This is a genomic window from Geodermatophilus sp. SYSU D00742, from assembly GCF_054049935.1.
This window is the reverse complement of record NZ_JBJGYJ010000021.1, coordinates 17,648-36,582: the sequence shown is the minus strand read 5'-3', so window position 1 is coordinate 36,582 and position 18,935 is coordinate 17,648. Positions and strand designations below refer to the sequence as shown.

18 protein-coding genes are annotated in these 18,935 nt (G+C 76.0%); 10 read left to right on the top strand and 8 right to left on the bottom strand.

The annotated features are described in order from the left end of the window. Positions 1-30 precede the first annotated feature (30 nt). Together ACI78V_RS14990 and ACI78V_RS14985 are read left to right on the top strand one after the other, a co-directional pair. Positions 31-1,119, top strand: a complete 1,089-nt coding sequence (locus ACI78V_RS14990; protein WP_456852066.1) for a DNA recombination protein RmuC — start codon at positions 31-33, stop codon at positions 1,117-1,119. A 213-nt stretch (positions 1,120-1,332) separates the two neighbouring features. Beyond that, on the top strand, positions 1,333-2,094 hold the full coding sequence (locus ACI78V_RS14985) for a DUF6542 domain-containing protein (RefSeq protein WP_456852064.1): 762 nt from the start codon (positions 1,333-1,335) through the stop codon (positions 2,092-2,094). Between the two features lie 138 nt (positions 2,095-2,232). Here ACI78V_RS14985 and ACI78V_RS14980 read toward each other — a convergent pair whose 3' ends face one another. Then, positions 2,233-3,204, bottom strand: a complete 972-nt coding sequence (locus ACI78V_RS14980; protein ID WP_456852062.1) for a 4-hydroxy-3-methylbut-2-enyl diphosphate reductase — start codon at positions 3,202-3,204, stop codon at positions 2,233-2,235. 161 nt (positions 3,205-3,365) lie between these two features. On the opposite strand from ACI78V_RS14980, the gene ACI78V_RS14975 reads away from it, so the two are divergent. The 3 genes from ACI78V_RS14975 (at position 3,366) to ACI78V_RS14965 (ending at position 6,387) form a co-directional block, all read left to right on the top strand. Next, positions 3,366-4,784 carry a hypothetical protein gene (locus tag ACI78V_RS14975; RefSeq protein WP_456852060.1) on the top strand — a complete coding sequence of 473 codons (1,419 nt, stop codon included), beginning with the start codon at positions 3,366-3,368 and terminating at the stop codon, positions 4,782-4,784. 170 nt (positions 4,785-4,954) lie between these two features. After that, on the top strand, positions 4,955-6,175 hold the full coding sequence (xseA, locus tag ACI78V_RS14970) for an exodeoxyribonuclease VII large subunit (protein WP_456852058.1): 1,221 nt from the start codon (positions 4,955-4,957) through the stop codon (positions 6,173-6,175). Then, positions 6,172-6,387: an exodeoxyribonuclease VII small subunit gene (locus ACI78V_RS14965; protein WP_456852056.1), complete on the top strand. Its 216-nt coding sequence runs from the start codon at positions 6,172-6,174 to the stop codon at positions 6,385-6,387. Before xseA ends, ACI78V_RS14965 begins: the two co-directional genes overlap by 4 nt. 14 nt (positions 6,388-6,401) lie before the next feature. Here the strand turns inward: ACI78V_RS14965 and ACI78V_RS14960 are convergent, their stop codons facing one another. Further along, positions 6,402-7,004, bottom strand: coding sequence for a DUF4245 domain-containing protein (locus ACI78V_RS14960; protein WP_456852054.1), 603 nt, complete (start codon positions 7,002-7,004; stop codon positions 6,402-6,404). A gap of 119 nt (positions 7,005-7,123) precedes the next feature. On the opposite strand from ACI78V_RS14960, the gene glpX reads away from it, so the two are divergent. Next, on the top strand, positions 7,124-8,167 hold the full coding sequence (gene glpX / locus ACI78V_RS14955) for a class II fructose-bisphosphatase (RefSeq protein WP_456852052.1): 1,044 nt from the start codon (positions 7,124-7,126) through the stop codon (positions 8,165-8,167). Here glpX and ACI78V_RS14950 read toward each other — a convergent pair. Both ACI78V_RS14950 and ACI78V_RS14945 read right to left on the bottom strand, forming a co-directional pair. After that, a complete protein-coding gene (locus tag ACI78V_RS14950; RefSeq protein ID WP_456852050.1) occupies positions 8,164-8,850 on the bottom strand; it encodes a DUF1707 domain-containing protein in 687 nt (228 codons plus the stop codon). The two genes, glpX and ACI78V_RS14950, sit on opposite strands and share 4 nt — an antisense overlap. A gap of 79 nt (positions 8,851-8,929) precedes the next feature. Continuing rightward, positions 8,930-10,303: a hypothetical protein gene (locus ACI78V_RS14945; protein ID WP_456852048.1), complete on the bottom strand. Its 1,374-nt coding sequence runs from the start codon at positions 10,301-10,303 to the stop codon at positions 8,930-8,932. A gap of 179 nt (positions 10,304-10,482) precedes the next feature. Between ACI78V_RS14945 and ACI78V_RS14940 the strand changes: the two genes are divergently transcribed. From ACI78V_RS14940 to ACI78V_RS14925, 4 genes are all read left to right on the top strand, one after another. Further along, positions 10,483-11,895, top strand: coding sequence for a class II fumarate hydratase (locus ACI78V_RS14940; RefSeq protein ID WP_456852046.1), 1,413 nt, complete (start codon positions 10,483-10,485; stop codon positions 11,893-11,895). A gap of 101 nt (positions 11,896-11,996) precedes the next feature. Then, on the top strand, positions 11,997-13,310 hold the full coding sequence (locus tag ACI78V_RS14935; protein ID WP_456852044.1) for a citrate synthase: 1,314 nt from the start codon (positions 11,997-11,999) through the stop codon (positions 13,308-13,310). Between the two features lie 136 nt (positions 13,311-13,446). Then, complete coding sequence (locus tag ACI78V_RS14930) at positions 13,447-13,707, top strand: hypothetical protein (RefSeq protein WP_456852042.1); 261 nt, start codon at positions 13,447-13,449, stop codon at positions 13,705-13,707. A 114-nt stretch (positions 13,708-13,821) separates the two neighbouring features. Beyond that, positions 13,822-15,918: an NlpC/P60 family protein gene (locus ACI78V_RS14925; RefSeq protein ID WP_456852040.1), complete on the top strand. Its 2,097-nt coding sequence runs from the start codon at positions 13,822-13,824 to the stop codon at positions 15,916-15,918. 60 nt (positions 15,919-15,978) lie between these two features. Here the strand turns inward: ACI78V_RS14925 and ACI78V_RS14920 are convergent, their stop codons facing one another. The 4 genes from ACI78V_RS14920 to ACI78V_RS14905 all read right to left on the bottom strand — a co-directional run bounded on the left by ACI78V_RS14920 (position 15,979) and on the right by ACI78V_RS14905 (position 18,848). Further along, on the bottom strand, positions 15,979-16,737 hold the full coding sequence (locus tag ACI78V_RS14920; RefSeq protein ID WP_456852038.1) for a hypothetical protein: 759 nt from the start codon (positions 16,735-16,737) through the stop codon (positions 15,979-15,981). After that, on the bottom strand, positions 16,734-17,078 hold the full coding sequence (locus ACI78V_RS14915) for a hypothetical protein (RefSeq protein ID WP_456852036.1): 345 nt from the start codon (positions 17,076-17,078) through the stop codon (positions 16,734-16,736). Before ACI78V_RS14915 ends, ACI78V_RS14920 begins: the two co-directional genes overlap by 4 nt. Before the next feature lie 130 nt (positions 17,079-17,208). Beyond that, entirely contained in the window at positions 17,209-18,318 is a 1,110-nt protein-coding gene (locus ACI78V_RS14910) for a flagellar biosynthesis protein FliA (RefSeq protein ID WP_456852034.1), read from the bottom strand. Between the two features lie 71 nt (positions 18,319-18,389). After that, positions 18,390-18,848 carry a hypothetical protein gene (locus tag ACI78V_RS14905; RefSeq protein ID WP_456852032.1) on the bottom strand — a complete coding sequence of 153 codons (459 nt, stop codon included), beginning with the start codon at positions 18,846-18,848 and terminating at the stop codon, positions 18,390-18,392. Between the last annotated feature and the right edge of the window lie 87 nt (positions 18,849-18,935).

Genomic DNA, 18,935 nt, shown 5'->3' with positions numbered 1-18,935 from the left:
TGTCGGACCCGTCCGGCAGGCTCGCCCATCATGGATGCCGCCTCCCTGCTCACCGGTCTCCTCATCGGCGCGCTGCTGGCCACCGCGGCCACCCTCGGCGTCGTCGCGCTGCTCGCGCGGCGCCGCCCGGCCGACGACGGGCTCGACCCGCTGCACGAGTCGCTGGACCACCTGCACCGGCTGCTGGCGGGCATGGAGCGGGCCCGCGCCACGGCGCACGGGGAGCTGCGCGAGCAGATGGGCACGGTCGGGCAGGCCTCCTCGCTGCTGCGGCAGGAGACGGCGGCGCTCGTGACGGCGTTGCGGACGCCGCACGTGCGCGGCCGCTGGGGCGAGGTGCAGCTGCGGCGGGTGGTCGAGGTGGCGGGCCTGCTGGAGCACTGCGACTTCGTCGAACAGCCCAGCGGCACCAACGACGCCGGCGCCGGCGTCCGGCCCGACCTGGTCGTCACCCTCTCCGACGGACGGCAGGTCATCGTCGACGCGAAGGTGCCGTTCACCGGCTACATCGAGGCGGTGCAGGCCGACGACGCCGCCGTCCGCGCCGAGCGGGTCGCGGCGCACGCCCGGCAGCTGCGCGCCCACGTCGACGCCCTGTCCGCCCGGCGCTACCCGACGGCGTTCCGCCCGGCCGCCCCCTTCACCGTGCTGTTCGTCCCCTCCGACGGGTTCCTCACCACCGCGCTGGAGGCGGAGCCCGGGCTGCTGGAGTACGGCTTCGCCCGCGACGTCGTGCTGGCCACGCCCAGCACGCTGCTGGCCCTGCTGCGCACGGTGGCCTACTCGTGGCGGCAGGAGCGGCTGGCCCGTGACGCCGACCAGGTGCTCGAGGTGGGCCGCCGGCTGCACGCACGGCTGACCACGCTGTCGGGCCACCTCACCCGGCTGGGCTCGGCGATCAGCTCGACCATGACGCGCTACAACGAGACGGTCGGCAGCTACGAGGGGTCGGTGCTGGTCGCCGCCCGCCGCTTCGACGACCTGGGTGTGGCCGAGGCCCCGGTGCCCACCCCGCCGCCCGTGGAGGCCACCATCCGGACGCTGCGCCCGGCCGAGCTGCCGCCGCTCGGCGAGTCCCCGGCCGACGTCGGCACCGACCGGGACGGCACCACGGGCTGACAGGCCGGCGGCGTCCCAGCCGTCGCCCCAGTACCGGTCCGTCACACCAGCCCCTGCACCCCCGCCTGATGTGCGCGCGCAGCTGTCGATTTGGCAGGTCTGCACAGCACGCCCCCGGATCGTCCTCCCGGCGGCCGAGGTCTCCCGTCGCTACCGTTGCCGGGACAGGAACCCCCACGTCGGGGGCTCCGCCAGAGCAACGGGAGGTGCGCCATGGCCTCGGCGAGCACGGCCGACACCTGGCGGGAGTCCGGGATGCGCTCCGGTCCCCGGGCGCCCCGCCCCGAGGCAGCCGAGTACGTGTCCCGCATCCCCCGGCCGCCGGTTCCCCCGCGGGCACGCCCGGCCGGCCCGATGCGCTCGACCGACATCCCCCCGCTGCCCGAGCACCTGGCCCGGCTCGAGCGCCGTCGTCCCGACGACGACCGCTCCGGCCACACCCGGCCGCCGGCCCCGCACCGTTCGGCCGCCGTCCCCCCGCTCGAGCGCGGACGCCGTGAGCGCCCCCGTCAGCCCGAGCGCGCCGAGCAGGACGAGTACGACGCCCGGCGCCGCACCCCCCGTCCGGCCGAGCCCCGCGCCGCCGGGCGGGCCGCCGGCGGACGGGTCGCCGACGAGCCGGAGCGCGGCAGCCGGCTGCGCGGCTGGATGGCCGCCGTCGCCGTCTTCGTGGTCACCCTGGCCGGCGCCACCGCCGACTCCTACCTGGGCGCGGGCCTGGGCATCATCACGCTCGGCACGCTGACCGTGGCCGCCGCGCTCGGCACCCTGCTGGTCCGCCGCCGCGACCTCACGACCATGGTGGTGGCCCCGCCGCTGGTGTTCATCGCCGCCGCCGTCGCCAGCAACGCGATCGTCGCGTCGGTGAACCTGGCCGGCCTGGCCACCCTGCTGATCCGCGGCTTCCCGACCATGGCGGTCGCGACCGGCGTCGCCCTGGTGCTGGCCCTGATCCGCTGGGCCGCCCGCCGCTGAGCGCCCCGGCCCCGACACGACGGTGGCCCCCTCCCGGTGCGGGAGGGGGCCACCGTCGTCTCCGGCCGCCGGGCCGTCCCGCGCCCCGCCCTGGGCTCGCGGGGCCGGGGAGGACGAGGTCCTCCGCGGGGCCCCCCGTCAGGCCGGGTCGGGCGCGGGCTCGGTGCGGCGGACCCGCAGCTCGTGCGGCAGGGCGAAGACCAGCTTCTCCTCGGCGGCCTTGACCGTCCCGACGTCGGGGTAGCCGCGCTCGGCCAGCCAGTCGAGCACCTCGCTGACCAGCACCTCCGGCACCGAGGCGCCGCTGGTGACACCGACGGTCGCCACGCCGTCGAGCCAGGCGGGGTCGATCTCGGAGGCGAAGTCCACCAGGTGCGCGGCCCGGGCGCCGGCCTCCAGCGCCACCTCGACCAGCCGCACCGAGTTCGACGAGTTCGTGGAGCCCACGACCACCACCAGGTCGCACTCGCCGGCCATCTGCTTGACCGCCTGCTGGCGGTTCTGCGTGGCGTAGCAGATGTCGTCGCTGGGCGGGGACTGCAGCCCGGGGAAGCGGCTCTTGAGCCGGTCGACGGTGGCGAGGGTCTCGTCCACCGACAGCGTGGTCTGCGACAGCCACACGACCTTCTCCGGGTCGCGGACCTGCACGCGCTCGACGTCCTCGACGCCGTCCACCAGCTGGATGTGCGCCGGCGCCTCACCGGAGGTGCCCTCGACCTCCTCGTGGCCGCGGTGTCCGATCAGGAGGATGTCGTAGTCCTCCTTGGCGAACCGCTTGGCCTCCTGGTGCACCTTGCTCACCAGGGGGCAGGTCGCGTCGATGGTCCTCAGCTGCCGGTCGGCGGCCTCCTGGTGCACGGCCGGCGAGACACCGTGGGCGCTGAAGACGACCACGGAGCCCTCGGGCACCTCGTCGGTCTCGTCGACGAAGACCGCCCCGCGCCGTTCCAGGGTGGCCACCACGTGCTTGTTGTGGACGATCTGCTTGCGGACGTAGACCGGCGCCCCGTGGATCTCCAGGGCCCGCTCGACCGCGACCACCGCCCGGTCCACGCCGGCGCAGTAGCCCCGGGGATCGGCCAGCAGGACGCGTCCGCGCTGATCAGCCATGACCCCATGGTAGAGAGGGACCCGCCGTCCCCCGGTGTTCGCACGCTCACACCGGGCCCCGGGCTGCGCGCCGCCCCCCGGAACGAGACGAAGACCACGTCCGGGTGGCCCGGTGCCCGAGAGGGGTGTCGCGGACGGCGTTTCCGGGCAGGGTGGGGCGCATGTCGCGTGAGATCCCCCAGGCCATCCGCGCCGTCGCCGGCCTGGCCGCCACCGTCCTCGACGAGGCCCGCCGGCTCCCGCAGACGCTGCCGGGCCTGCCGGTCCGCGTCGTGGGGCTGGCCATGCAGGCCACGATGAAGCTGCAGCAGCACTACGCGGGCCTCGTGGCCCGCGGCGACGAGCTGCTCACCGGCATCCGCGGGGAGGACGAGCCCGGACTCGCCACCTTCGACGAGGACCTGCCGGAGGCCACCCCGGAGACCCGGGTCCACACGTCGGCGTTCGACCGGGCCGGCGACGACGAGGCGGTCGACCGGGCGGCGGCGGAGCTCGTCGACGACGAGGTCTCCGGCCTGCCCCCGGAGCCGTCGCCCGAGGAGGTCGTCGAGGCCCTCCAGGACATCACCGACGAGGTGCAGGCGGCGGACCTGACGCTGCCCGAGCCGGGGCTCACCACCGAGGACGCGCTGGAGACCGCGCTGCTGGAGGCCGACGGCGCGCCCGACACCGCCCTGGTCGACGGCGGCACCACCGAGACGGCGCTGGTCGACGCCGACCTGATCGCCGAGAGCCCGACCACCCCCGCCACCCCCGTCACCGCGGAGGCGCCGGCGGACGACGCCGGGCCGGCGATCGACGCCGCCCTCCCCGGGGAGACCCCGGACGTCGCCACCGACATCGACGTCCTCACCCCGGACGGGGAGATCGCGACCGTCGAGGGCACGGTGACCGACGAGGGCGTCGCCGCACCCGAGACGCTCGAGGCCGCCAGGACCGCCGCGACCCCCGAGGGCGACACGGCGGTGTCGGGCGCCACCGGCGGCGAGGCCGCGACCGGCGGCGCCGTCACCGAGCAGGAGGCCCGGGTCGACGAGGCCCTCGGCAGCGAGGCCGACGCCGAGGGGACGTCCGCGACGACCTCGGCGACGGAGGCCGTGACCACCGGCGACGCCGACGCCACCGGGAGCGGCGACGAGGTCGTGACCGCCGAGGGCACCCGCGTGGACGACGCCCTCGGTGGCGCGGACACCGCCGAGGAGGCGCCGGCGGCCGAGCAGCCGGCCGTCGGGGACACCACCACCGGCCCCACGCCGGGCGACGCCGTGGTGGCCACCGACGAGGGCGGCACCCCGGTCGCCGCGGCCACCGGCGGCGGACAGGCCGAGGGGACGCAGGCCGGCGGCGGACAGGCCGACGGGGCGCAGGGAGCCGAGCCGGTCCAGGGGTACGACAGCTTCACCGTCGCCCAGCTCCGGGGACGGCTGCGCGGGTACCAGGCCGTGACCGTCCAGGAGCTGCTCGCCTACGAGGAGTCCCACGCCGCCCGCGAGCCCTACCTGCGCATGCTGCGCAACCGGCTGGAGAAGCTGGACCGGCAGGCGGTGGAGAGCAGCCCGCTGGCACCCCGCGGCGCCTGAGCGAGCGGGGCCGCACCCTCCGGAGTCGGGGCCGCACGGCCCCACCGGGGGAGGCCCGCCCGCCCGCCGCGCACGCGGGGGGCGGGGCCGGGACCGGGCCACGGCGGGACCCTGCGGGGGACCGGGGACGGGCCGGCGGGGGTGTCGGACGCGGCTGGCACCCTCGGGGCATGACCTCCCCCTCCTCCCCGGAAGCCCCCTGGCCGGTCCGCACGGTGGCCCGCAAGGTCGCCGAGTGGATCGGCCGGCTGGGTGAGGTGTGGGTCGAGGGCCAGGTCGCCCAGCTGTCGCGGCGCGGGACGGCGACGGTGTTCCTCACCCTCCGCGACCCGGCGGCCGACCTCTCCGTGCCGGTCACCTGCGCCCGCGACGTCGCCGACCGGCCCGGGCTGGAGCTGACCGAGGGCGCACGGGTCATCGTGCGGGCCCGGCCCGACTACTACATCGCGCGCGGCTCCTTCTCGCTGCGGGCCACCGAGATCCGCGCGGTGGGCCTCGGTGAGCTGCTCGCCCGCATCGAGCGGATCCGCCGGCTGCTGGCCGCCGAGGGCCTGTTCGACGCCGCCCGCAAGCGCCCGCTGCCGTTCGCGCCCGCCGTCGTCGGCGTCGTCACCGGCCGGGACAGCGCCGCGGAGCGCGACGTGCTGGTCACCGCGCGGCGACGCTGGCCGGCCGTGCGTTTCGCCGTCCACCACAGCCTGGTGCAGGGGCCCAGCGCCGCCGCCTCGGTGATCGACGGGCTGCGCCGGCTGGACGCCGACCCGGCCGTCGAGGTCATCGTCATCGCCCGCGGCGGCGGCTCGGTCGAGGACCTGCTGCCCTTCTCCGACGAGGGGCTGGTCCGGGCGATCGCCGCCTGCCGCACCCCGGTGGTCACCGCCGTCGGCCACGAGACCGACACCACGCTGGTCGACCACGCCGCCGACGTCCGGGCGGCCACCCCCACGGACGCGGCACACCGCGTCGTCCCGGAGATCGGCGAGCAGCGCCGGCTGGTCGACGGGCTGCGCGCCCGTGCCCGGCACCTGCTGGCCGGCCGGGTGGACCAGCAGCAGCGGTGGCTGGAGAGCGTGCGCAGCCGGCCCGCCCTGGCCGCGCCCGAGCGGCTGCTCGACGGTCGCGCGGAGGACGTGCTGGCGCTGCGCACCCGGGCCCGCCGCACGCTGACCCACCGGCTGGAGGGGGCGGAGCGGGACCTCGAGCACGCCCGCGCCCGGGTCGCCGCGCTCTCCCCCGCGGCCACCCTGCAGCGTGGCTACGCGGTGCTCCAGCGGGCCGACGGCGCACTCGTCCGCGACCCCGCCGAGGTGGCCGACGACGAGCGGCTCGTGGCGCGGGTCGCGGGCGGCCGGCTGCCGGTCCGCGTCGACCGGCAGGATCAGACGCCATGAGCGAGCCCTCGAACGAGCCGACGACGACCTACGAGCAGGCGCGGGAGGAGCTGGCGGACGTGGTCCGGAGGCTGGAGGCCGGCGGGCTCACCCTCGAGGAGTCGCTGGCCCTGTGGGAGCGCGGCGAGCAGCTGGCCGAGCTGTGCCAGCACTGGCTCGACCGCGCCCGCGAGCGGCTGTCAGCGGCCGCACCGGCCGATCAGGCGGAGTAGGTCCGCCGCGGTGGTCAGCCCGAGTGGGGCTGCACCGCGCCGGCCACCTCGGCCAGCTCGTCGGCCGTCGCGGAGCCGGTGACGAGCACCGTCACCCCGGCGTCCTCCCGCCACAGCGCCGTCTCCCCGCGCGCGGTGGTCGAGCGTGTCCAGCGCTGACCGTCGAGCTCGACGGTGCCCTCCTCGTCGGCGTCGTCGAGGACGCCGGTGACGGCGTCGGCGCGGGCGTCGTCGCTCACCACGAAGCCGGCGTACTCGTGCGAGGGGGTCAGGTAGCCCACCTCGAGGGTCACCGGGTCGCCCGGGTCGGCGCCGCCGGCGTCGGTGCGGGCGCTGGTGACCCGGTAGCCGTCGGGCAGGCCCGACGGAACGACCAGCGCGTAGTCCGCGCGGGCCGCGGCGAGCTGCACCGTGCCACTGGGGTCCACCTCACGGACGGGATCCACCTCCCCCTGGCGGAAGGTCGCCCAGCCGACGAGCACCAGGCAGATGACCACCAGCGGGGCCAGCGACCGGATCATGTTGGCCGCGCTCATCCGGTCGGCCCGCTCGACCGCGGGCGAGGGGGTGGGCGGTGCGCCCGCGGGGGGCTGGCTCGTCGGGCCGACTCCGGTCATTCCCCTAGGATCGCAGCACTGCTCCCCCACCCCGCCGCCCAACGTCCGTGGCCCCGTCCCGGGCCCCACCCTCGGCTCGCGAGGGGCGGGGAGGACGGGGTCCTTCCCCAGGAGGTCCCGTGTCCCTGCCGCTCCCCGATGGCCCCCCGAGCTCGAGGGGTGACTTCCGCGTCGACCGCCCGGCACCCGACCGCAACCTGGCCCTGGAGCTGGTGCGCGTCACCGAGGCGGCGGCGATGGCCGCGGGCCGCTGGGTCGGCCGGGGGGACAAGAACGGTGGGGACGGCGCCGCGGTCGACGCGATGCGGGCGCTCATCGGCACGGTGAGCATGAACGGCGTCGTCGTCATCGGTGAGGGCGAGAAGGACGAGGCGCCGATGCTCTACAACGGCGAGCAGGTCGGCGACGGCAACGGCCCCGAGTGCGACGTCGCCGTCGACCCCATCGACGGCACGACCCTCATGGCCAAGGGCATGCCCAACGCCATCGCGGTCATGGCGGTCGCCGACCGCGGCGCCATGTACGACCCGTCGGCGGTCTTCTACATGGAGAAGCTGGCCACCGGCCCGGCCGCCGCCGACGTGGTCGACATCACCGCGCCGGTCGCCGAGAACATCCGCCGGGTGGCCAAGGCCAAGGACAGCTCCCCCGGCGACGTCACCGTCTGCATCCTCGACCGTCCGCGGCACGACCAGCTGGTGCACGAGGTCCGCCAGGCCGGCGCGCGGATCAAGTTCATCACCGACGGCGACGTCGCCGGCGCGATCGCCGCGGCCCGCGAGGGCACCGGCGTCGACCTGCTCATGGGCATCGGGGGCACGCCGGAGGGGATCATCGCCGCCTGCGCGCTCAAGTGCATGGGGGGCGCGCTGCAGGGCCGGCTGTGGCCCAAGGACGACGAGGAGCGGCAGAAGGCCCTCGACGCCGGCCACGACCTCGACCGGGTGCTGCACATCGACGACCTCGTGCGCGGTGACGTGTTCTTCGTCGCGACCGGCATCACCGACGGCGAGCTGCTGCGTGGCGTGCAGTACCGGGCCGGTGGCTGCACCACGCAGTCGCTGGTGATGCGCTCGAAGTCGGGCACCATCCGCTCGATCGACAGCCTGCACTCCCTGGCCAAGCTGCGCGCGTACTCCGCGGTGCCGTTCGACCGGGACTAGGCCGGCTGCCCCGGCAGCGGCGGGGGCGGGGGGACCGGCGGGGGCGGCGGCAGGTGCCGCTGGGCGAGCCGGTCCATGATCGCCCGCCACCGGCTCGGCGACTCCCCCGGCGCCAGGCTGCGCAGCTTGAGGTCCCCGAACACGGTGCGCGCCCGGACCACGACCCGCGGCGTGCCGGCCAGCCGGGGCACCGGCGCCAGCTGCGTCTTCTTGTCGCCGAACACCGTCCACCCGGACAGCTCGGCATCGACGCCCTCGGCGACGATCACGTCGACGTCCCCGAAGACGGCGCCCAGCACCAGCTCGACCCGGTCGGCGTCGGTACGCAGGTTGCGCAGGTCCAGGCGGATGTCGCCGAAGACGGTGGAGACCTGCCGGGGGACCTCGGCGGTCCCCTCCATGCGGACGTCGCCGAAGACCGACGTCATCGACTCCGGCACGCGGCTGCCCACGATCTCCACCGGGGGCGGCGCGTCGGCGGGCAGGTCGGCGACGAACGCCGCCAGCTCGGCGGTCGTGACGGCGGCGTAGACGCCCTCCACCCGCTCGCCGAACTCGTGCAGGTCGATCCGACCCTCGGCGAGGGCCTTCTGCAGCCGGCTGACCAGGACCTCGCGGTCGGCGTCGGAGGCACGGACGGCGGCGGTGGGGTCGGGCTCAGGGGCGTCCGGGCTCGGGCTCACGGTCCCCGACGCTAGTGGAGCGCGCTGCTCCGGTGAGCCTCCTCGGCCCTGCCCACGGCGCGGACGGGACGACGCGGGGTCAGGCCGGGTAGAGGTCGGTGCAGGCGGTCTCCGTCGGCTGGTTGCGGCCGCCGCAGGTGAGCCCGTAGTCGCCGTAGGGCCGCAGCGCCGGGTCGCTCCGGTCCAGCGCGGCCAGCCGGAGGACGTCGCAGTACGCCATGATCCCGGCCTCGCAGCCGTCGGCCACCTCCTGGACGTCCGCGTCCCCGATCCCCGTCGGAGCGGGCCGGGCCGGCGGGAGGTCGGCCGGGACGCCACCGGACGCACCGCCGGCGTAGCGACCCACGCAGCCCCCGGGGTCGGGCTCGTTGCGTCCACCGCACGTCTGGCCGTAGTCCTCGTACGCCGAGCCGATCCGGCTGTCGAGGTAGAGGGTGTCGCAGGCGGCCCAGTCCCCCTCGAAGCAGCTCGCGGCCAGCGCGTCGAGCGCGGGGTCGTCGCCCAGCGTGCCCGGCGGCCGACCGGCCGGCACGTCCTCCCCGCCGGTCGGGGTCGGGGCCGGGGCCGACGGGCTGGGCGTCGTCGACCGGCGCGGGGGTCCCGGCGACTCCGTCCGCGAGGCCGAGGTGTCCGTGGGGGGCGAGGCGGGGTCGGGGTCCTCTGCCCGCAGGAGGAGGAACAGGCCCACGGCGACGGCAGCGAGGACGACGACGCCGGTCGCGACGAGGACGACCACCGTCGCGCGCCTGCGACTCCCCGGCCCCCCGGGGACGCCGGGGCCGGGAGGCTGCTGCCCGTAGGGCGGCTGCCCGTAGCCGAGCTGGCCGTACGGCTGCTGCCCGTAGCCGGGCTGGCCGTACGGCGGTTGGCCGTAGGGCGGTTGCCCGTAGCCCGGCTGGCCGTAGCCCGGCTGGCCGTACGGCTGCTGCGCGTAGTCCGGCTGGCCGTACGCCCCCTGCCCGTAGGGCGGCTGCCCGTAGCCCGGCTGGCCGTACGGCGGTTGGCCGTAGGGCGGCTGGCCGTAGCCCGGCTGCCCGTACACACCCTGCCCGTGGGCAGGCTGCCCGTAGCCGGCCTGCGGACCGTGGTGCGGCTGCCCGTACGGCGGCGGACCCTGGTGCTGCCCGTACTGCGGCTGGCCCCGGGGCTGCCCGGAATCCGGCGGCGCCCCGTACCCCGGCGACTGCTGACCGGACGCCGGCGCGTCGAACTGCCGCGTCTCCTGCCGCTCCCGGCCCGCGGGCGGCGGCGGCGGACCGAGGTCGCCGGGCCGGACCTGGTGCGTCGTGCCGCCCGGGTCGCCGAGCCGCTGCGTGGTCTCGTCGTCCTGCTGCGCGGGGCGGCCGAGCTGCTGGGTGTCGTCGTCGGGAGCCGGTTGCCCCCAGCCCTGCCGGCCCGGCTGCGCCCCCGAGGGGTCGTGGCCGCCCGGAGGCGGGTTCGGCGGCTGGGACATGCGGGTGGCTCCTCGAGCTCGCGGGACCGCGCCGACGGTGGCGTCGGCATGCTAGGGCCCGCCCGCCGTCCCGACCATGACCGTCGTCCCCGGTGGGACGACCGCGACGGCGGCCGTCCGCGCGCCCTCTAGGGTCGCGGGCGAGCACTGATCCGACACACCACAACCGGGAGCGCAGCGTGGCCCCACAGCAGGACGGCGCAGAGCAGGACGAGTACCGCATCGAGCACGACTCCATGGGCGAGGTGCGGGTCCCCGCCTGGGCGAAGTGGCGGGCGCAGACCCAGCGTGCCGTCGAGAACTTCCCGATCTCCGGCACGCCCATCGAGCGCGAACTGATCGGCGCCCTGGCCGCCATCAAGGGCGCGGCCGCCGCGGTCAACGCCTCGCTGGGGGTGCTCCCGCAGGAGATCGCCGACGCCATCGGCACCGCGGCCGCCGCGGTCGCCCGCGGCGACTGGGACCAGCACTTCCCGATCGACGTCTTCCAGACCGGCTCCGGGACGTCGAGCAACATGAACACCAACGAGGTCATCGCCACCCTCGCCACCGAGGCGCTGGGCTCGCCGGTGCACCCGAACGACCACGTCAACGCGTCGCAGTCGTCCAACGACGTCTTCCCGTCGGCCATCCACGTCGCCGCGACGGGGGCGATCGTCCGCGACCTCATCCCGGCGCTGCAGCACCTGGAGGCCTCGCTCTCCCGCAAGGCCGAGGAGTTCGCCGAGGTCGTCAAGAGCGGCCGCACCCACCTGATGGACGCCACCCCGGTCACCCTCGGCCAGGAGTTCGGCGGCTACGCCGCGACCGTCCGCTACGGCGTCGAGCGGCTGCAGGCGTCCCTGCCGCGCATCGGCGAGCTGCCCCTGGGTGGCACCGCGGTCGGCACCGGGATCAACACCCCGCCCGGGTTCGCCGCGGCCATCATCGACAAGCTCGCCGCCGAGCTGGACCTCCCGTTGACCGAGGCCCGCGACCACTTCGAGGCACAGAGCGCCCGCGACGCGCTCGTGGAGGGCTCGGGCCAGCTGCGGACCATCGCCGTCGGCCTGGTGAAGATCGCCAACGACCTGCGGTGGATGGGCTCGGGCCCGCGCACCGGCCTGGGCGAGATCTTCCTGCCCGACCTGCAGCCGGGCAGCTCGATCATGCCGGGCAAGGTGAACCCGGTCATCCCGGAGGCGACGATCCAGGTGGCCGCGCAGGTCATCGGCAACGACGCCGCGGTGGCCTTCGCCGGCACCACCGGCAACTTCGAGCTGAACGTGACGCTGCCGCTGATGGCGCGCAACGTGCTCGAGTCCATCCGGCTGCTGGCCAACGTCAGCCGGATCCTCGCCGACCGGACCGTCAACGGCATCACCGCCAACGTCGAGCGCTGCCGCGAGCTGGCCGAGTCCTCGCCGTCGATCGTGACGCCGCTCAACAAGTACATCGGCTACGAGGAGGCCGCCAAGGTCGCCAAGCAGTCGCTGGCCGAGCAGAAGACGATCCGCCAGGTGGTCGTCGAGCGTGGCTACGTGGAGCAGGGCAGGCTCACCGAGGCCCAGCTCGACGAGGCGCTCGACGTCCTCTCGATGACCCACCCCTGAGGCCCACGGACGGAGCGGGGCGGGGTGCACACCCCGCCCCGCTCCGTCCGGGTGGGGGTCGGGACGCCTACCCCCCAGTAGCTGAGTAGCGTGCGCACCTGATGAGCGAGACAGCGAGCGCACCCGTCGGCACCGCCGACGTGACCCTGCGCTACCCCGGTGGAGACCTGCCCCTTCCCGTCGTCCCCGCGACGGAGGGCGCGGACGGCATCGACACGAGCAAGCTCCTGGCCACGACCGGCCAGGTCGCCCTCGACATCGGCTTCGTCAACACGGCGGCCTGCACCTCGGCGATCACCTACATCGACGGTGACGCCGGGATCCTGCGGTACCGCGGCTACCCGATCGACCAGCTGGCCGGCAAGGCGAGCTTCATCGAGGTCAGCTACCTGCTGATCTACGGCGAGCTGCCCACCGCCCAGCAGCTGGCCGACTTCGACTCCCGGCTGCGGCGGCACACGCTGCTGCACGAGGACCTCAAGCAGTTCTTCAAGGGCTTCCCCCGCGACGCGCACCCCATGCCGGTGCTCTCGTCGGCGGTCAGCGCCCTGTCGACCTTCTACCAGGACTCCCTGGACCCGTTCGACGACGAGCAGGTCGAGATCTCGACGCTGCGGCTGCTGGCCAAGCTGCCCACGATCGCCGCGTACGCCTACAAGAAGTCGGTCGGGCAGCCGTTCCTCTACCCCGACAACTCGCTGGGGCTGACCGAGAACTTCCTGCGGATGACCTTCGGGTTCCCCGCGGAGCCCTACGAGGTGGACCCCGAGCTGGCCGCGGCGCTGGACATGCTCTTCGTGCTGCACGCCGACCACGAGCAGAACTGCTCGACGTCGACGGTCCGGCTGGTCGGCTCGTCGCAGGCCAACCTCTTCGCGTCGGTGTCGGCCGGCATCAACGCGCTGTTCGGCCCGCTGCACGGCGGCGCCAACCAGTCGGTGCTGGAGATGCTGGAGGCCATCCAGCGCGACGGCGGCGACATCAACCGCTTCGTGGAGCGGGTGAAGAAGAAGGAGCCCGGCGTCAAGCTCATGGGCTTCGGGCACCGGGTCTACAAGAACTACGACCCGCGCGCGGCGATCGTGAAGCAGACCGCCGACCGGGTGCTGGACAAGCTCGGCGGCGACAACCAGCTGCTGGACCTGGCTCGCCAGCTGGAGGAGATCGCCCTGAGCGACGACTACTTCGTCCAGCGCAAGCTCTACCCGAACGTCGACTTCTACACCGGGCTCATCTACCGGGCGATGGGCTTCCCGACGCGGATGTTCACCGTCCTGTTCGCCCTCGGCCGGCTGCCCGGCTGGATCGCCCAGTGGCGCGAGATGATGGCCGACCCGGCCACCAAGATCGGCCGCCCGCGGCAGGTGTACACCGGCGCCACCGAGCGGTCGTACGTGGAGATCACCGACCGCTGAGCGCGACCCGCGCTCCCACCGCTCGCGGTGGGGGCCTGCGCCGGGCCCGAGGTCCCGTCGTCCGCCCCGGACGACGGGACCTCGGCGTCTCGGGCAGCATGGACCCGACCAGCCGTGCCCACCGGGGAGGAGTCCCATGGCCGAGTCCTCCACCGAGGACGACCTGACCCTCCCTCCCGTCCCCCTGGCCACCGGTGGGGTGGTCCACCTGGACGGCGCCGACCACCGCGTCGCGCGGGTCGAGGTCGTCGTCTCCACCGAGGACGGCGCCGAGCTGCGCATCCCCCTCGAGCGCCACCACGGCGGCTGGTGGCCCCCGGCCGACCGCACCCCGCCGGTCGCCGGCCGGTACGCCGATCGGGTGTCACCCCGGATCCACCCTCCCCCGGAGGGGTGACGCCGGTCCCCGGAGCCCTCCGGGGACCCGCCGGGTCCGTCGATACGACGGCCGAGAGCTCCGCGGCACACCGCGGAGCCGGCCACGTACGACGAGACCGCCGGGGGATCCGCAGTGCCTGCACCACGCACGAGGGGCTCCCGTGCCGGTGGTCCGCCGGCCGACCGCCAGGCGGCGCTGGTCGCCGCTGCCCGGCAGGCCGCGCTCCGTCAGGCCACTGCTGCCGGTGCCCGCGGCGCGGACGCCACCGCTCCCCGGAGCACCACCACGCGCCCGCTGTCCGCACGGACCCCGTCTGCCCGCTCCGGCGGCGCGACGGCCCCCGGACCGGGAACCCGCCCCCCGCTGACGCCCGAGCAGGTCCGGGCGCTGCGGGCGGCCCTCGCCGCCCGGGCCACCGGCCCCGCCACCGCGGGCGGCCCGCCCTCCGGTGCGGCCACGCGGCGCCGGCCGGCCGAGAGGCGCTCCCGCGCGTCCCGTCGGGCCCGGCGGCGCACCACCCGCACGCGGAGTGGACGGCCCGGCATCCCCCCGGTCGGCCGCCGCCACTGGCGGGTCCGGCTGTCGCTGGCCGCGCTGGGTCTGGTGCTGCCGGTGCTCGCCGGCCTCCTGGCGCCCGGCACGCAGGCCACCGGCACCGCCGCCGAGCCGACCGACAGCACCAGCCTGGCGCTGGCCGCCCAGGGCAGGATGCTCGACGGCGCGACCCGCTTCCGCGCGCTGCAGGAGGACCTCGCCGCGCGCCGGGCGGAGCTGCAGCAGGCGCAGGAGGCCGAGCGCGCCGCACAGGACCGGGTCGCCGCCTCCCGGGGTGACGTCGGCGCGCGGGCCGCGGCGCTGTACCGGACGTCCCCCGAGTCGCGGCACCCCCTCCTCTGGCTCAGCGTGCGGCAGCCGGCTGCGACCTCCGACGTGCTCCACCGGGAGGCCCTGGCGGAGCTGTCCGGCCGCGAGCTCGAGCGGACCGTCGTCCGGGCCGACCGCGCCGGGGCCGACCTGGCGGTCGCCGTCGAGCGGGTGGCCACCGCGCGGGCCGCCGTCACCACCGTCGAGCAACAGGCCGCCGTCCTCCTGGAGGACGTGCGGACGCACGTCGGTGGTCTCCGCACCGACATCAGCGCCGAGCTGGCCGCGCTCGGCACCCTGCCCTCCGCGGGCACGCAGCAGGAGACCAACCAGCAGGCGCTGCGCCGCTGGCAGGACCACCTCGGGCGGCTGGCCGTCGCCGGCGTCACGCCGCCGCCCGCGGCCGCGCTGGCCGACCCGGCGGCGCTCCCGCCGGGCCTCTCCCCCGCCCTCGACGGCGACGGCCGGCCGGTCCCCGGCGTGGCGTGGGCCGTCGCCGGCAACCAGCCGGTGACCGTGCTGCCGGCCGAGACCGTCGCTGCGGTCAGCAGTGCCCTGGCGCAGGTCGGGAAGCCCTACGTCGCCGGTGGCGCCGGGCCGGACGTCTACGACTGCGGCGGGCTCGCCGCCGGCGCGTGGCTGCTGGCGGGGTACGCGCTGCCCACCGGCGCCGCCGACCAGTGGACCGGGGGCGCCGCCGTCCCGCTGTCGCAGCTCCAGGTCGGCGACCTCGTCTTCGCCGACGGCGGGGCCGACGTCGGCATCCACCTCGGCGAGGGCCAGGTCGTCGCCGCCTCGGCCGCGACCTTCCAGGTCGGCGTCCGCACGGTGTCCGACGTCACCGGCGCGGTGCGGGTGACCCTGCCGGCCCCCGGCGGGCCCAACCCGGCGCTGCCTGCGGGGACCGCGGGCAGGGGCGCGTGCGGCGCCCCGCCGGCACCGGTGGGCCCGGTCAGCCCGGCCTGGGGTGGCTGGTCGAACGGGCGCATCCCGTCGGGCACCCTGTGCTCGGTCGCCCGCGGACACGCCCTGCGGTGCGACGCGGCCGCCGGCTACACGGCGCTGGCCGGCGCCTTCGAGACGGCGTTCGGGCGCCCGCTGTGCATCACCGACTCCTACCGGTCCCACGCCGCCCAGGTGACGGCCTTCCGGACCAAGCCGGCGCTCGCCGCCGTGCCCGGGACGTCGAACCACGGGTGGGCCCTGGCCGTGGACCTGTGCGGGGGGATCAACGTGGCCGGGACGCCACAGAACTCGTGGATGGCGGAGAACGCCGGCCGCTTCGGGTTCGTCCAGCCGGACTGGGCGCGCCCGGACGGCGAGAAGCCCGAGCCGTGGCACTGGGAGTACGGCCTGCTCAGCTGAGGGAGCGCCGCCGTCCGGTGGGGGGTGCTGCCAGGAGCGGTGGAGCAGCAGGGTCCGCTGTCAGATCCAGGGCAGCCGGGCGAGGTGCTGCCACGGCAGGCGCACGCAGGCCTCACCGGTCTCACCCGCCAGTCGCGCCGCCACGCCCGCACCGGCACAGGCCACCGCCGAGCTCGGGGTGACGACCACGTGGGGCTCGGCCACCTCCAGCCCCGCCGCGGCGATCCGGTCGAGCAGGCGGTCCGGGCGCACCAGCACCGCGGAGGACAGCAGCGACACCTCGGGGTGCGACCACAGGGCGACCGGACCCTCCACCCGCAGCTCACCGGGCACGCCCGCGGACCGGCCGGCGGCCGCCTCGCGCACCCGGTGCACCTCGCGCGGACCGAGGCCGGCCGACGGCGTCCAGGGACGAGCGGTCCGCCCCCGGCGGACGGCGACGCGCCAGCCGATGGCGGTCTGCGTCCGGTCGGTCCAGTCCAGGACGGCGACCCCCGTCTCGGCCGCGACGGCGTCCGGCACCGGGCGGGCCTCGACCCAGGCGACGAGAGCCGCGCCGAGCGCCTCCACCCCCGGGTCGACGCGGGCGTCGGTCATGTCCTCGGCGAGGTCGCGCAGCGGCACCCGCTGCCGCCGCTCGCCCTCCACGACGACGAGCACCGGCCCGTCGACGCGGTCGTCGACGACGGTGATGCGCAACCGCGGCGTCGCCAACTGCGGCAGCACCACCGTGAGAGCCTGACGGAGGCCGGCCACGGTGACCGGTACGGGGCGCAGCCGCTGCAGCAGACCGGACGCACCGCCCGGGCCGGCGGTCACACGCGTCCCCGGCCGAGTGCGGTGCGCACGAGCGACGGGAGGGCGGGCAGGTCCAGGACGCTGGCCAGCTCCCGTGCGGACAGCCGCACCGGCAGCACGTCGGCGCCCCAGCCGGTCACGCGACGCACCCGGGCGGCCGGCGCCGGCCACACCGCGTCACGGGCGGCCGCGACGTGCAGCTCGGTCAGCACGTCGGCGAGGTGCACCGCCGCCACCGGGTGGACGCCGGGGTCATCGAGGGCCCCGCGGACGACGGCGGCCAGGGCCTCGCGGTCGGCGGCGGCCAGCCAGTGCGGCACGAGCACGTCGGGGGTCGGGTCCCCCGCGGCGAGGGCGCTCACCGGGCGCCGTCCCGCCCCGGCACGGTCCCGCACCGGCGGCGGGGCCCCGTGCGTTCCATCACGATGGAGATATCGGCAGGCCGGCACGGCATTCGACCCGGGAACCGCCCTTTTCTCCCGACGGGACGGGTCAGTCCGCGAGCTCGGCGAGCCGCTGCTTGAGGGTGCGCTCCACCCGGTCGGCGTGCACGTTCATGTTGCGCACCGAGGTGCCCAGGTCCGCCGACAGCTGCGTCTTGGTCCTCCCACCCCAGGTGGTCAGGTACCAGGTCGCCCAGCCGAGCACGTTCGGCTGGCCGGCCCGCTGGTCCGGCCGCGCGGTCGGGTCCGGGGCGCAGGCGGCGGTCAGCGCGTGCGACAGCAGGGTCTGCTCCGCCTCGCCCATGATCTCGTCGGGCGCCTCGTTGGTGTCGGGCAGCATGATCTCGGTGCCCTCGGGGCCGCCGTCCAGGGACTGCAGGTTGCGCAGCCCGTTGAGCGTCGCGACCGTCTGGGAGTTGCGCCGCAGCGTCGCCACGCTCTGCCCCATGTACGCGGCCAGCTCCTTCTCGCTGGGCTTGCGCTGGTGCTCGGCGAGGAAGGCCGCGATCGCCTTCTGCTGCTTGTTCTCCGTGTCGGCGGCGGTGCGGCCGTGGGCGTTGCGGCCGAGGTCGTGCACCCACTTCGACAGCTGCGTGGCGAGGAACGCCCCGAAGGGCACGCCCTTGGTCTCGTCGTACTGCCCGACCGCCTTGAGGATCCACTCGCTGACCTGCTGGGTGAGGTCGTCGGGGTCGGGCAGGTGCAGCCGCAACGTGCTCATGTTCCGCTGCAGCCGCTTGAGGCTCACCGGCAGGTAGTGGCGGCACAGCTCGTCGAGGTAGGCCGGCGGCAGGTCGCGCGGCGCGCGGCGGCGGACGTCGGTCTCGGCCCGCAGGCCCACCGTCGTGTACCCGCGCCCGGCGCACCACGCCCGCACCCAGTCGGCGAGCACCTGGGCAGACCCGCACGCGCCGTCCACCCGGTAGAGGCCGTCGCCCTGGTCGTAGGTGACCGTGACGCCGTCCGGCAGCTCCCGACGGAACTGGTCGAGGGGCAGTTCGCGGTCGACGCGGAAGTGCACGCGGTCGCGCGGGGTGATGGGGGCGAGGACCCAGCCCTCGGCCTCGGGGATGCCGCCGAAGACCAGCGGCGCGCGACCGTGCGCGGCGGCGCCGGGGTCGGCGGGGACGTCGAGGGTGGTGGGGATGCGGTCGGACACCGGGACTCCTGGGCGACTGTGCGGGGAAGACGAGGCCGCGCCGGGCGCCAGGACGACGCCCGGGGAGGGGTTCAGGCCGGGATCTGCTCGGTCGGCCGGGGCTGCCTCGGCGTGGGGACGGCGGCAGGGGCGGCCGACGCCGACTCCAGACGGGCCACCAGGTCGGCGGCCGCGGCGCGCTCGGCCCTGCTCGGCTCGACGGAGTAGACGGGCATGTGGTCGTACAGCGTCGTGAACATCGCGCTGACGAAGGCGTACGCGGCCTGCGCCTCGGGCGAGAACCGGGCGACCGCGGCGCGCGGGCCCAGCTCGACGCCGACGGTGACGCGGACGACGCGGTCGTCCTTGCTCAGCCCCGTGAGGTCGAACGAGACGTCGGGGTGCTCGCCGGCCAGCTCGGCCAGCGCCGCCAGGCAGCGCCGGGTCGAACCACGCCGCGGTCGCAGCTGGACGTGCACGACCACGGTGTCGGACTCGGTGCCGAAGCCGCCGGCGTCGATGCCGGTGGCGGTGACTGCGCTCTGTTCCATGGTGATCGCCCCCTGTGACGTGCTTGAGGCAACTCTCGCGCACGCACGGACGAGAACCGGCACAACACTCGCTGTGCCGAACGCAGT